8 protein-coding genes and 1 pseudogene are annotated in these 13,596 nt (G+C 68.8%); all 9 read right to left on the reverse strand.

What is annotated here, in order from left to right; translation table 11 throughout:
* Positions 1-53 precede the first annotated feature (53 nt).
* Positions 54-1,811: pseudogene (locus WH85_RS17795) on the reverse strand (penicillin acylase family protein); the annotation flags it as partial.
* The gene (locus tag WH85_RS17800; protein WP_045743017.1) at positions 1,808-4,009 is read right to left on the reverse strand and encodes a GNAT family N-acetyltransferase; all 2,202 of its coding nucleotides are present in this window, start codon (positions 4,007-4,009) and stop codon (positions 1,808-1,810) included. The pseudogene WH85_RS17795 and the gene WH85_RS17800, both read right to left, overlap by 4 nt.
* Positions 4,006-5,292, reverse strand: a complete 1,287-nt coding sequence (locus WH85_RS17805) for a lysine N(6)-hydroxylase/L-ornithine N(5)-oxygenase family protein (RefSeq protein WP_045743018.1) — start codon at positions 5,290-5,292, stop codon at positions 4,006-4,008. The genes WH85_RS17800 and WH85_RS17805 overlap by 4 nt, the downstream gene beginning before the upstream one ends.
* Entirely contained in the window at positions 5,292-6,761 is a 1,470-nt protein-coding gene (locus WH85_RS17810; RefSeq protein WP_052720519.1) for a pyridoxal phosphate-dependent decarboxylase family protein, read from the reverse strand. The genes WH85_RS17805 and WH85_RS17810 overlap by 1 nt, the downstream gene beginning before the upstream one ends.
* A gap of 266 nt (positions 6,762-7,027) precedes the next feature.
* Positions 7,028-8,677, reverse strand: a complete 1,650-nt coding sequence (locus WH85_RS17815; protein WP_083449073.1) for a beta-1,3-glucanase family protein — start codon at positions 8,675-8,677, stop codon at positions 7,028-7,030.
* Between the two features lie 174 nt (positions 8,678-8,851).
* The gene (gene arfA, locus WH85_RS17820) at positions 8,852-10,363 is read right to left on the reverse strand and encodes an arabinosylfuranosidase ArfA (RefSeq protein ID WP_045743019.1); all 1,512 of its coding nucleotides are present in this window, start codon (positions 10,361-10,363) and stop codon (positions 8,852-8,854) included.
* A 17-nt stretch (positions 10,364-10,380) separates the two neighbouring features.
* Positions 10,381-11,226 (reverse strand): carbohydrate ABC transporter permease, encoded by an 846-nt coding sequence (locus WH85_RS17825; protein ID WP_045743020.1) that lies wholly within the window; start codon positions 11,224-11,226, stop codon positions 10,381-10,383.
* On the reverse strand, positions 11,223-12,164 hold the full coding sequence (locus WH85_RS17830; protein ID WP_045743021.1) for a carbohydrate ABC transporter permease: 942 nt from the start codon (positions 12,162-12,164) through the stop codon (positions 11,223-11,225). Before WH85_RS17830 ends, WH85_RS17825 begins: the two co-directional genes overlap by 4 nt.
* On the reverse strand, positions 12,164-13,453 hold the full coding sequence (locus WH85_RS17835) for an ABC transporter substrate-binding protein (protein ID WP_052720520.1): 1,290 nt from the start codon (positions 13,451-13,453) through the stop codon (positions 12,164-12,166). The genes WH85_RS17830 and WH85_RS17835 overlap by 1 nt, the downstream gene beginning before the upstream one ends.
* Positions 13,454-13,596 lie beyond the last annotated feature (143 nt).

Raw genomic sequence — 13,596 nt, forward strand, 5'->3', positions numbered from 1 at the left:
GTCAGGTCCTCCGGCAGCGAGACGGGTGAAGCCCGGTCGTCGAACACAGGGATCAGCTCGCCGCGGGACCAGAGCGGCAACTGGTCCAGGAAGTGCGGCGAGGACGGATCGCCGGACGCGCCGAACGGGACGATCCAGCCGCTGCGGGAACGGTCGGTCAGGTCCCAGACGTACCGGGCGACCGGTCCCCGCCAGCACACGTCGGTGACCCCGGGGATGCTCGCGGTGTTGAGTACGCAGTCCCCGGAACCGCCCAGCCTGATCGTCGGAAGGGACACGGACAGCCCGGGCAGCTGGACCGCGTGCAGCAGGTGCCGGTCGCCCCACGACGCGGACGAGTCCACCGCCGCCGGGTCGGCGAGCGTTGCCGGGTCCAGGCCGAGGCCCGCCAGGACGCCGTCGAGGGCGTACCCGATCCGGGCCCGCGGGTCGGTCCACGGGGCGAACAGCGGGTCGTGGCCGGACGGTTCGAACAGCGGCGCGAGCGCCGGATGCTCGTGCAGGGCCCGGGCCACCGCGGCCCGCCACGCCGCCTGCCGGCCGGCCTCCAGCGAGTCCACCGGGTACGCCGTGTCCATGTGGATCGTGCGCGGGCCGGCGCCGGCGTCGAGCAGGGCACGGATCCGTTCGGCCCGCAGGGGCGGGGCGAAGTCGATGCCGTGCATCGCGGTGTCCGGCCGGCGGTCGTTGGCGTTGACGGCGTCCGGGACCTGCTCGCGGGCCAGGTCGGCCCAGCCGGTCTTCCACTCGTACCGGGAGTCCCAGGCGGGGACCGGGTACCACCGGTTGCGGTCGTCGCGGACCGGCACCCGGCCGGCGGTGAGCTGCAGGATCCGGCCGGTCGTGTCGGCGGTCAGGACGCTGTTGACCGGTTCGACCCAGTGCGCGAACGCGTCGGCGACGTCGTCCGCGGTTCTCGCCCGCAGCAACGGCAGCAGGGTGTCGAAGCCGGTCTCGAGGGCGGCTCGTGCCGGGGTCCGCAGGCTCAGTGGACCGTCGACGACCGGGCCACGTGGCGTCTCCACCACGTCGATGGTGATCGGGTCGGCGTCGCGTACGAAAACGGTCTCCTGAAGGACGAGCGCCGCCTCCCAGCCGCCCGGGCCCCGGACCTCGGTCCCCGCCGGGCCCTGCCGCACCTCCTCGGTGAAGAGGTCCTGATAGTCGGCCATCGCGTTGGTGACCGCCCAGGCCACCGTCCCGGTGTGCCCGAAGTGCTGCACGCCGGGCACGCCCGGGAAGGTCAGCCCGGCCACGTCGAACTCCGGGCAGGAGAGGCGGACCTGCTGGTAGATCCCGGGGAGTTCGAGGACCCGGTGCGGGTCTCCGGCGATCAGGCCGGGCACCGCCCAGGCGTTGCTCCCGGAACCGTCCGGGCCCTCGACGGCGAACCATTTCACCGCCTCCGGCCCGAGCGTACGGGCGACGTGCGCCCGCCACATCTTGCTGGGGAACGTGCCGAACAGGATGTTCTGCACCAGGAACACCCCGATCGAGGACCAGGGGTGCCAGCCGACACCGGCCGCCCGGACGCCGTTCGCATACGCCTCCAGGAAGGCGCGGCTCTCCCCGGACAGGTTGGCGAACGAGCGCCGGGCGGTGTCGTCGAGCCGGGCCCGGCGGGCGAAGACGTCCCAGCCCGCCTCCTCGGCTCCGGCGATCTCGGCGAGGGTGCCCTCCGAGCGTCGCCGCTCGACCGTGAGTTGCCGTCCACGGTCGGTTGCGGTCACCCGCCCCTGAAGATAGGCCAGCTCGAGGACCGAGCCGGCCCGCAGGTGCGGGATCCCGTAGTCGTCGCGTCGGAGCCTCATGAAGCTATCGGGTTGTCTAACGTCCCGGCGAAGATGAGGGAGCTCGCCTGGTCGGTGAGGTCCACCATCTGCAGCGTGTTGCGCAGTTGCAGCCGGTTCAGGCAGGAGTGCGCGAAGGTCGGCCGGAACAGGTCGAGGCGCCCGGCCAGCGTCGGGTGGTCCTTGGCGTGTTCGCGCACGCAGTCGCCGACCAGGGTCCAGAACTCGCGTTCGGGCAGCACGCCGTCGCCGTCCAGGATCCCGCCGAGGTGCCGCAGGAAGCCGTCGAAGACGTCCGTGAAGATCGCCAGTTCCTTGAGCTCGTCGGTGACGTCGACCCGGATGCGTTCCACCTCGGGCGGCAGCGGCTGGTCGTTCATCACCGCCACCTCCTCGCCGATGTCCTTCATGTACACCCGGCGCGGCACGTGGTTCTCCAGCACCAGGATCAGGTTCTCGCCGTGCGGCATGAACACCAGGTCGTGCCGGAGCAGGCAGTGCACCACCGGACGCAGGTAGGCGCGCAGATAGGACGCGACCCAGGCGGCCGGCGTCTCGCCGGACGCCGCGATCAGGGCGCTGACCAGGGAGTTCCCGTCCCGGTCGCGGTGCAGCAGACTGGCCATGGTGGCGAGCCGCTCGCCGTCCCTCAGCTGCGGCACCGGGCTCTCCCGCCACAGAGCGGCGAGCATCTTCGTGTACGCCGAAGGCACGCCCACCCGGTGGTAGGCGTCCCCGGTGTACCCGATCGACGCCAGTTCCCGCAGCACCCCGAATCCGCCGGCCTGGAACTCCTCGTCGCCGGCGACCAGGTCGGCGACCCACTGGTTGATCGCGGGCGTGGCCCTCATGTACTTCGGCGAGAGTCCCCGCAGGAACCCCATGTTCTGCACGGCGATCGCGGTCTTCACGTAGTGCCGGTCCGGCCGGTCCGTGTTGAAGAACGTGCGGATCGACTGCTGTGCCCGATAACGATCGGGGCTTTCGTCGAGCGGCACGATTGCCCGGCGGGCCACGTCGGGGGCGAACGTGACGGTGACCTTGTGCTCCCACTGCCACGGGTGCACCGGCAGGAACCGGTAGTCGGCCGGGTCCAGGCCCTTGGAACGGAGCTGCCGCTCGAAGCGGTCCAGGACATCGGCCCCGAGTTCCGCCGCGTAGAAGTCGCGCTCCGCTCCCCCGTACTCGAAACCGCTCTCGGCCCTGAGGACCGCCACCCAGCGCAGGCGGACCGGGCTGCCGGTCTCGGGAGCGAAGCTCTCGTGATCGCGCAGACCGAAACCGATCCGGCCGTTGTTGGCCACGAAACCGGGGTGTCCCTCGGTCATCGCCGCCTCGATCGTCTGGAAGCCGGCGTGCACCAGTTCCTCGGCGGTCTCCCGCCGGTGGGCGATCTTCCAGGCGGTGCCGCCCAGCGTCGCGGAGATCTCCTCGAGGTACGTGCCCAGCAGCTTCTCCGGAATGCCCAGCGTCTCGCGCAGTCCCGAGATGAAGTCGAGGGCGTTGTCACAGCCCCGGATCGAGGCCGGGTCGACCACCCAGTGCTCCAGGGCGAACCGTTTCGCCGCGAACTCGATCTCGCCGAATCGGAAGTGTCCGTCCTTCGTGGCGACCGGGCTGATGAGACGCTCGTGGCTGAACTCGGCGATCGCTTTCGCGATCAACCGGCGGTGGGCGAGAGCGATCGTCGCCGGGTTCAGGTGCGGGACGCTCATCGCGTACGCCGCCCGCGTGCAGAAACTGAGCCGCGCGACCTTGTCGTGCAGCGTGACGTGCCGCTCCTCGACGAAGCCGACCTCGGCGTTCTTGCGTTCGATCGCCTCGTTGCGCACGTCCGGCTCGACCACCACGCGCGCGATCCGCGGGTCGGCGAAGCAGAAGTCCATCACCGCGCGCATCACCGCGGAGGTGAGGCCGGACCGTTTCCGGGTCGGCGGCGCGACCAGCACGTGCATGCCCACGTCGCCGGGCGCGACGTCGTAGTGCTCGGCCAGTTCGCTGTGCGCCGGGTCGTAGGTCTCGGCGAGGAACACCGGGACGTCGTCGTCGTCGAGCCCGATCCACGCGTGGTGGTGCGGGTTGTCGGCGATCTTCTGGTACTCCGCGCGGACCCGGTCCGGGGAGGCGCCCTGCAGGCCCCAGTAGTGCGAGCGCGGATGGGTCACCCACGCGTGCAGCAGGTCCAGGTCGCGGTCGAGATTCAGGGGTACGAGCCTCATCGGTTCACCAACGCTCGGGGGATGTCGGCGCTTCCGACGCCGAACTGCTGGAAGGCGATCGACTCCTCGATCTTGTAGATCTCCCGGCCGGTGATCGCCTTGAGGATCACGGAGTTGCGGTACGGCCCCATGCCCAGGTCCGGGGCGGTGACACTGTGCGTGTGCTCCTCGGCGTTCTGCACGAACACCTCGCTGCCGTCGACGTCGACGGCGTAGTCGACCGCCACGTCGAGGCGGCCGCGGGCGTCCCGCTTGATCCGGTCGCTGATCGGATCGAGGAAGGACGGGACGCGGGGGGTGTACCCGGTGGCCAGGATCAGGCCCTGCGTGCTGGCCGTGAACGAGCGTCCCTGTTCGGCGTGGTTCAGGGCGAGGGTGTACCGCTGTTCGGCCTCGTCCCAGATCACGCCCGCAAGTGACGTGCCGGTGAGCAGCGTGGTCGGCACCGGGCCGGCCAGGCTCTTCGCGTAGAGCGTCTCGTAGATGGCGTCGACCAGGTCACCGCTGATGCCCTTGTAGAGGTTGCGCTGTTCACGGCCGAGCCGGTCGCGCACCTCCATCGGCAGTCCGTGGTGGTACCGGATGTACTCCGGCGAGGTCATCTCGAGGGTGAGTTTGGTGTACTCCATCGGGAAGTACCGGGGCGAGCGGGTGATCCAGCTCAGGTGGTACCCGCGGGTGTCGATCTCGGCGAGCAGATCGTGGTAGATCTCGGCCGCGCTCTGCCCGCTGCCGATCACCGTGATCGAGTCGAGCTCCCGCAGCCGCTCCCTGTTCTGCAGGTAGTCGGCGCTGTGCACGTACGGGCCCTGGTCCGCGACGGCCGGCACCCGCGGTTCGGTGCCGATGCCCACTACCAGCTTCGACGCCCGGTAGGTCTCGCCGCCGGTGTGCACCAGGTAGGCCTCACCGTCGTGCGTGACGCTGTCCACCCGGGTGTTCCAGTGGATCGACGACAGCTGGCCGGCCACCCACTTGCAGTACGCGTTGTACTCGGCCCGCAGCGGGAAGAAGTTCTCCCGGATGTAGAACGGGTAGAGCCGCCCGACCTGCTTGAGGTAATTGAGGAAGCTGAACCGTGACGTCGGATCGGCCATGGTGACCAGGTCCGCCATGAACGGCACCTGGATGGTCACCCCCTCGATCATCAGCCCGGGGTGCCAGTCGAACGAGTCGCGCTGTTCGAGGAAGACGCCGTCCACGTCGGGCAGGTCCTCGGTGAGAGCGGCCAGTCCCAGGTTGAACGGTCCGACACCGATCGCGACGAAGTCGTGGGTCCGCATCACGCCATCACCACCGCGATCTCGTTCCGGCCCAGCATCTCGCGGCCGATCTCCCGGATCAGGTTGAGCACGTCGGTCAGGTTCTCGTTCGTGGTGTTCGGGTTGAGGATGGTGAACTTCAGCCAGTAGTGGCCGCCGACGGTGGTGCCCGCGACGATCGCCTGGCCGCCGTGGAACAGCCGCTGCCGCAGCGCCGGCATCAACGTGTCGCAGTCGGCCACGTCCAGGTCCGCGGGACGGAACCGGAACAGCAGCGTGCTGAGCGTCGGTGCGGTGAGCGCCTCGAAGTCCGGGTCGGCCTCGACGAGCCGGTGCGCGTCGCGGGTCCGGTCGACCACGGCGTCGAACATGTCGCCGATCTGCTCGGATCCGATGGTGCGCAGGGTCATCCAGAGCTTCAGCGCGTCGAACCGGCGGGTCGTCTGCAGGCTCTTGTCCACCTGGTTGGGGACCGTGGCGGTCCGCGGGTTCAGGTAGTCGGCGTGCACCGCGATCCGGCGCATGGTCTCGCCGCGGCGGACCACCAGGGCGCTGCAGCTGACCGGCTGGAAGAAGCTCTTGTGGAAGTCGACGGTCACCGAGTCGGCCCGCTCGATGCCGTCCAGCAGGTGCCGGCGCCGGGTGGAGACCAGCAGCCCACAGCCGTACGCGGCGTCGACGTGGAACCAGATGCCCTGCTCGGCACAGATCACGGCGATCGCGTCGACCGGATCGATGCGGCCCAGGTCGGTGGTGCCGGCGGTGGCCACGACGGCCATCGGAACGGCGCCGTCACGGCGTACCCCCGCGAGAGCCGCCGCCAAGGCGCCCGGATCCATCCGGCCGGAGTCGTCGGTGGGCACCCCGACGACGGCGTCGGCGGCCAGTCCGAGGATGCCGGCCGACTTGCCCACACTGAAGTGGCTCTCCGCGGTGGCCAGGATGCGCAGCTTCGGGATCGCGGTGGCCCGGTCCTCCTCGATGTGCGCCAGCGTCTCCTCCCGGGCCAGCAGCAGGCCCTGCAGGTTCGACTGGGTGCCGCCACTGGTGAACACGCCGTCGGCGTCCGGCCCGAAACCGATCCGCCCGGCCGTCCAGTCGATCAGACGGCGTTCGATCAGGGTGCCGGTGGCGCTCTGGTCCCAGGTGTCGACCGACGAGTTCACCGCCGAGATCAGCACCTCGGCGCTGAGCGCCGGGATGGCGACCGGACAGTTCAGATGTGCCACGTAGGTCGGCTCGTGGAACCAGACGGCGTTGTCCAGGTAGAGCCGAGCGACCTCGTGCAGCGCCGCCCCCGTGTCGCCGAGCGGCCGGTCCAGATCGACGGCGTCGACCTGGTCCTGGAGCTCTGCGACGGTAGCGCCGGAGTACGGCTGCCGCACTGCCTTCACCCGGTCGGCCAGCAGCGCTGACGCGTGCCAGACGCCGGACGTGTAACCGTCCAGCGTGGACCCGGAGAAGAGATGCGGGGAAACGGACCCCTCCAACGCAGCCTCCTAAATAAGGTAAGCATTACCTAACTTGAGGGGAGGCTAACCGGCAGGACACGAGAAGGAAACTTGGCTACGGCATCGCGGGGCGTGCCGGGCATGGAGTCGTGCGGCCTTGATCCACTCCACAGGGGTCCCCACCAGGGCAGGTCCTACCAGCCGGTAAACCCGCGTAGTGCAGGTGATTAGTCACACATTGCAATGAAGCCCGCTGTCTGAGACAGCGGGCTTCATCGATTTTGAAGCGGGAAACGACCTACCGGTCAGAACGGGGTCAAGGTGATCCCGGCCTTGCGCGGGTCACCGTCGTGGACCAGCGACTCCTGGTTCTGCACGTCGTCGAAGGCGAAGGCGTACGCCTTGCCGTCGACCATGTTGTCGTGGATCGACTTCGCGTAGGTGTTGGCCGGCGAGCCGGTGTAGAAGTCCGCCGCGGTGCCACTCGGCTGGGTGTCCAGCTCGCCCAGCGTGGTCCGCCACAGGGCGGCGCACAGGGTCCGGGCGATCGGGCCGACCACCTGGTCGTTCGGGGCGCCGAGCGCGCCGTCGCAGCCCCACACGTTGGCGGTGGACGGCTTGGTGAAGGAGGCGACCGTCTTGCCGGTGGAGTCGGTGAAGCTCATGACGTCCCCGGCGGTCTTCCCGGTGTACCTGAGGTTCGGCTGGTCGGTGAAGGGGACCACGGTCAGGCTCTTCGAGGTGTACGCGTTCCAGGCGCTGGTGATGTACCCGTCCAGGTAGGTCGGGCTCATCAGGCCGGCGTCCGCGGCCTTGCCCGGGGCGAGCACCCGCAGCACCGTGCCGTCGGCCGCGGTGACCACGCTCTTGGCGAAGTCGGCGTCGCCCTTGACCGCGTTGATCACCTTCTGGCGGCCGCCGTCGACGAGCTCACCGGTCTTGCTGGTGGTGCCGGAGCCGCCGGTGACGCTGACGACGTGCGGGACCGCGAACTGGTCGACCTGCGAGCTGTTCAGCCACAGGCCGGAGTCGTTGAGGGTGAACTCGCTCCAGTCGAACAGGATGTCGTGGTTCGGGTCCGAGGAGTTCCACGGCGCGGGCTGCACCAGACCGTCGGCGGTGAGCCGGAAGTCGAGCTTCTCACCGAACGAGAAGTAGACGCGGCCGGACAGGTTCTTCGGCACGTTGATCGTCTTGGCCTCGCCGTTCGCCGGGCCGCTGATCGCCACGTCCGGCGCGGGCACCGGGGTGGAGGCGCCGCCGCTCCAGGCGGTGAACCCGCCGGCGGCGTCGACGTAGCCGAGCTTGCCGGTGGTCAGGTTCGTGCCCAGCACGTAGACGAAGACCTGCCCGCTGCGACCGGACCTGTTGGTGAAGGTCACCGGCAGCGTGTTCGCGGCCGGCGGCACATCGGTGTCCGCCTCGGTGGTCTTCGTGCTCGTGGCGCTCGGCTTCGGCGCGGAGGTGGCCGGAGCCGCCGTGGTGGCCTCGACGGTCGGCGCGGTGGTGGCCGGCCGGGTGGTCGCGGCGACGGAGGCCGGCGCGGAGGTCGGGACGATCGCCTCACCGCCGCACGGGGCGCCGTTCAACTTGCAGTTGATCGGTTGCCCGCCCGAGCCGACGAACCCGAAAGTGACCGCTGAACCCACCGGGAGAGAACCGTTCCAGGACCGGTTCGTGAAAGTCAGGTGGGAACCGGACAATGCCATGTCGGCTTCCCAGAAGCTACCGATCTTCGCACCGGCGGGCAGGTCGAACTCGACCTTCCAGGAGTCGAGCGACGACGCTCCGGTGTTGCTGATCGTGACCTCGTCCTGCCAGCCGGTGCCCCAGTTCGAGACGGTCTTCAGGCTGGCCGTCGGGGCGGCCGCCGAAGCGGGAAGGGCGATCCAGGCGGTGGCGACCGCGGCGGCGGTGGCCGTCGCAGCGAGAATCAGACTTCTTTTACGGCGCATGGGGGTGCGGCCTTTCCGATGGGATCGGTCCGGGACGCCGACCATCATGAAATGCCGCGACGCGTTTTCGCGCGCTGTTTAACGTTGCTTTAAGGAAGTCGCAGGCCGACGATTTTCCGGCCGCATGGATAACACTTTTCCGGGCCGTGACCTGAGTCACGGCCCGGTCGAGTCTCAACTCCGGCTGAAGCGGATCGCGCTCCAGGAGACCCGCGGAAGGGTCACCGTGGCGATGCCGTCGGTGATCGTAGCGCCGGTGAGCTCCCGCAGTCCCACCCGCTCCGGGTCGTCCCTCGTGTTGCCCGCGTAGACGTCGTCGTCAGTCATCAGCCAGGACCCGGCCACCGACAGACCGCCGCCGAAGGCGCTCAGGTCGACGGTCAGCTCGGCCGGCTGCCCCTGGTCCCGGTTGACCACGAAGAGCACGACGTCCCCGGTCGCCGCGTCATGGGTGGCCACCGCGTCCACCACGTCCGCCTCACCGAAGCGCTTGGTGGCGTACGTCGGCGTCTGCACCCGGGTCTGCAGCACGTCGCCCTTGGCCAGGGCCGCGGTCCGGGCGAACGGGAAGAAGATGGTCTGCCGCCAGGCCGGGCCGCCGGGCTCGGTCATGATCGGGGCGATCACGTTGACGAGCTGCGCCTGGCAGGCCGCGGTGACCCGGTCGCTGTGCCGCAGCAGCGAGATCAGCAGGTTGCCGACCACCACCGCGTCCGCGACGTTGTACTGGTCCTCGATCACCCGCGGGGCGACGTCCCAGCTCTCCGGGACCGGCGCGTCGTTGAACCGGGACTGGTACCAGACGTTCCACTCGTCGAACGACAGGTTGATCTTCTTCTTGCTCTTCAACTTCGCGCCGACCGCGTCCGCGGTGGCCACGATGCTGTTCACGAAGTAGTCCATGTCGACCGCGCTGGCCAGGAACGAGCCCAGGTCGCCGTCGAACTCCTGGTAGTACGCGTGCAGCGACACGTAGTCGACCACCTCGTACGCGTGCTCCAGAACCGTGGACTCCCAGGCGCCGAAGAGCGGCATCGCGGAGTTGGAGCTGCCGCACGCGACCAGTTCCAGATCCTGCTCCGCCGACCGCAACGCCCGCGCGGTCGCGGCGGCCAGCAGGCCGTACTCCTCGGGGGTCTTGTGCCCGGTCTGCCACGGACCGTCCAGCTCGTTGCCGAGACACCACATCTTGATGCCGTGCGGCTTCTCCGCGCCGTTGGCCCGGCGCTGCTCGGAGAGGTGGGTGCCCTCCGGGTGGTTGACGTACTCGTGCACGTCGAGCGCCTCCTGCACACCACGGGTGCCGAGGTTGACCGCGTACATGATCTCGACGTCCGCCTTGGCGGCCCAGGTGGCGAACTCGTCGATGCCGACCTCGTTCGTCTCGATGCTGTGCCAGGCCAGGTCACGCCGCCGCGGACGGTCCTCGCGGGGGCCGACGCCGTCCTCCCAGCGGTAGCCGGAGACGAAGTTGCCGCCCGGGTAGCGGACCACGGTGACGCCCAGCTCGCGGGCGAGCGCCAGCACGTCGGTCCGGAAGCCGTCCTCGTCGGCGAGAGGGTGGCCCGGCTCGTAGATCCCGGTGTAGACGCACCGTCCCATGTGCTCGACGAACGAGCCGAAGGTACGCCGGCTGACCGGCGCCACCACCGAGGAGGGATGCAGCGAGACACGTGCTTGGAGCATGTTCGTCCTTTGTTCTCTCACTTGACGGCGCCGACGGTCAGGCCACTGCGCCAGTGGCGCTGAAGCAGCAGGAACGCGGCGATCAGGGGCACGATCGCCACCAGCGATCCGGCGACGATCACGTTGAACAGAGCGGGCCCACCACCGCCGAGGGTCGCCGTCATGAACCAGGTCCGCAGACCCACGGTGAGCGGGTACAGGCTGCTGTCACTGAGCATCACCAGCGGCAGGAAGAAGTTGTTCCAGGACGCGACCATGGTGAACAGCAGGACCGTCACCAGGGCCGGGCGCATCGCCGGCAGGGCCACGCTGCGGAACACCCGGAACTCGCCGGCCCCGTCGATCCGGGCCGCCTCGAGCATCTCGTCCGGCACCGAGTCGTGGACGTACACCCGCAACAGGTAGACGCCGAACGGGTTGAGCAGCGACGGCAGGATCACCGCCCAGATCGTGTCGACCATCCCGGCCTGCGACATCAGCAGGTACGTGGGCAGCACCAGGGCGGTGGCCGGCACCATGATCAGCCCGAGGAGCAGGGCGAACAGGGCGTTCCGGCCGGGGAACCGCAGCTTGGCGAAGGCGTACCCGGCCAGGGCCGACACCACGGTCGCGCCGAGACCGCTGACCACCGCGTAGAACGCCGAGTTGCGCAGCCAGGTCAGGTAGATGCCGTTCTCCTGGCTGAACAGCAGTCGCAGGTTCTCCACCAGGTGCACGTCGGAGAACCAGAGCGGCGCCGAACCGAACAGGCCGTCGTTGTCCTTGGTCGCGGCCACCAGCAGCCACCAGAACGGCAGCAGGAAGTAGATCGCCATCACGCCCATCAGCAGATGACTCGCGATGGAGCCCTTCTTCTCGGTCATCGCAGGGCGCTCCGCTTCCTCGTGGCGAACAGGAAGATGTACGACCCGACGAACACCACCGCACCGAGCAGGAACGAGATCGCGGCCGAGTAGTTGTACTGCTGGAACGAGAACGCCTGGTGGAACGCGTACAGGTTCGGGGTGTAGTGCTCGGTGATCGCGCCCGGGTTGAGCGGCCGCAGGATCAGCGGCTCGGTGAAGAACTGCAGCGTCCCCATGATGGTGAACAGGGTGGCCAGCACCAGCGCGGACGAGATCATCGGCGTCTTGATCCGGAGCGCGATCTGCGTGCCGGTGGCGCCGTCGAGCCTGGCCGACTCGTAGACCTCCTTCGGCAGGCCCTGCAACGCCGCGTACAGGACGATCATGTTGTAGCCGGCCCACTGCCAGGTGACGATGTTGCCGAGCGAGGCCAGCACCACGCCGCTGGAGAGGAAGTCGATCCCCAGGCCCCGGAACGGGCCGGTGCTGCCGCTGTAGAGGAAGCCCCACATCAGCGTGCCGATCACCACCGGCACGGCGTACGGCACGAAGGCGGCGAGCCGGAAGAACCGGGAGAACCGGGAGGTCGCCCCGTCGATGAGCAGCGCCGCCAGCAGCGCGATGCCGATCATCACCGGGGTCTGCACCAGGCCGAACAGCAGCACCCGGACGACGCCCTGGCGGACCAGCGGGTCCTCGAAGGCCTGCTTGTAGTTGTCCAGGAAGGCGAAGACCTCGCCCTCGATCAGGGTGGAACGGTAGAGGCTGAGCTTCAGCGCGTACGCCATCGGCAACAGCAGGAACGCGACCAGCAGCACCGCGAACGGCAGCACGAACAGCCATCCGACGGCACCCTGCTTGGCCCGTTCCCGCCGGCGGGAGCCGCCGGCCGGGCCGGATGGGGGACCCGCGACCGCCGGGACAGCGGTCGCGGGCGCGGAGCGGACCTCGGTCATTACTTGACCGTGAAGCCCTGCTGGGTGGCGTACGTGGAGACGTTGGTCTGGACCGTGTCCAGCGCCTGAGTCCACGCCGTCTTCTGTTCGATCGCCTGGCCGACCGTGGTGGTCAGCTGGTTGAAGTTGTAGCTGTTGAACGGGCTCCAGGCGAACTCGGTGATCCCGTTGTAGGCCGGCACGAACACCTCGTTGACCTTCTGGCCGCCGAAGAACTCGTACTCCTTCTTGACGAAGGCGTCCGACTCCAGGATCGGCGTGGCGGTCGGGAAGAGGTACGCCTCGTCGATGCCGATCTTCCAGGCGTCGGTGTTCGTCGCCCCGAAGATCTCCATGGCGACCTTGGCGGCCTGTTCCGGGTGCTTCGTCTGGTCGGTCACCGCGAACGACGAGCCGCCCCAGTCGCCCTGCGCGTCGGCGCCCTCGGTCCACTGCGGCAGCGGCGCGGCCCGCCACTTGCCGGAGGTGGTCTTGGCGACGCTCTGCAGGTAGCCCGGGCCCCAGCCGGCGGCCAGGTAGGTCACGTACTTACCGGTGGCCAGGCCGTTGTAGAAGTCGGTGGTGCCGTAGGCGACGGTGTCGCTCAGGCCGTTCTTGACCAGGTCGTCCCAGTACCCGAAGACGTTCTTGGCCTCGGCCGAGTTGGCCGCGATCCCGATGCTCGACGGGTCGGCGATGTCGTACGTGTACGGCTTCGCCCCCGCCTGCCACAGCAGACCGGTCATGAACCCGCCGTCGTTGGCGCCGAAGTCGGTGATGTAGCTCTTGCCGCCCGAGGCGGTCTTCAGCTTCTCCGCCTGCGCTCTGTAGTCCGCCCAGGTCTTCGGCACGGTCAGGCCGTACTGCTTGAAGAGGTCCTCGCGGTAGAGCATCGCCATCGGGCCCGCGTCGACCGGGATGGCGTAGACCGAGTCGCCGGTGCTGACCTGCTTCCACGCCCAGTCGACGTAGCTGCTCTTCACGTCGTTGGCGCCGTACTTGCCCAGGTCGACCAGGTGCTTGGTGAGCTGGAAGGTGGGAATCTCCTGGAACTCGAGCATCGCCACGTCGGGGGCGCCCTTGCCGGCCTTCAGCGCGGTCTGCAGCTTGGTGTACTGGTCCTGGCCGGCACCGGCGTTGGTCCACTCGATCTTGATGTCGGTGTGCGTCTTGTTGAAGTCGTCGACGACGCCCTGGAACGCCGGGTACCACGCCCAGACCTTGATCGTGACGGGGCCGTCCTCGGCCCCCGCGTCGGACGAACCGCCGCTGCAGGCGGCGAGTGCGAGCGCACTGACCGCCGCGACCACCGCTCGTCCTAGACTGAAGTTCCTGACATTCATGGGTCCTCACCGGGGTTTCGCGAATCTGAGTGTCCGGGTCATGCGTGTCGGGGAGCCGGCCTGCGGTGCTGGCACACTTCAGGTCGGCGGACAAGCCCCTTCACCAGGTC

This window comes from Actinoplanes rectilineatus, assembly GCF_000962825.1.
Lineage (GTDB): Bacteria > Actinomycetota > Actinomycetes > Mycobacteriales > Micromonosporaceae > Actinoplanes > Actinoplanes rectilineatus.

What these genes read in the sequence shown, in the direction of transcription:
- WH85_RS17830 (WP_045743021.1), bottom strand. Translation starts at nt 12,164, where the DNA reads ATGACCGAGGTCCGCTCCGCGCCCGCGACCGCTGTCCCGGCGGTCGCG.
- WH85_RS17800 (WP_045743017.1), bottom strand. Translation starts at nt 4,009, where the DNA reads ATGAGGCTCGTACCCCTGAATCTCGACCGCGACCTGGACCTGCTGCAC.
- arfA (WP_045743019.1), bottom strand. Translation starts at nt 10,363, where the DNA reads ATGCTCCAAGCACGTGTCTCGCTGCATCCCTCCTCGGTGGTGGCGCCG.
- WH85_RS17825 (WP_045743020.1), bottom strand. Translation starts at nt 11,226, where the DNA reads ATGACCGAGAAGAAGGGCTCCATCGCGAGTCATCTGCTGATGGGCGTG.
- WH85_RS17815 (WP_083449073.1), bottom strand. Translation starts at nt 8,677, where the DNA reads ATGCGCCGTAAAAGAAGTCTGATTCTCGCTGCGACGGCCACCGCCGCC.
- WH85_RS17805 (WP_045743018.1), bottom strand. Translation starts at nt 5,292, where the DNA reads ATGCGGACCCACGACTTCGTCGCGATCGGTGTCGGACCGTTCAACCTG.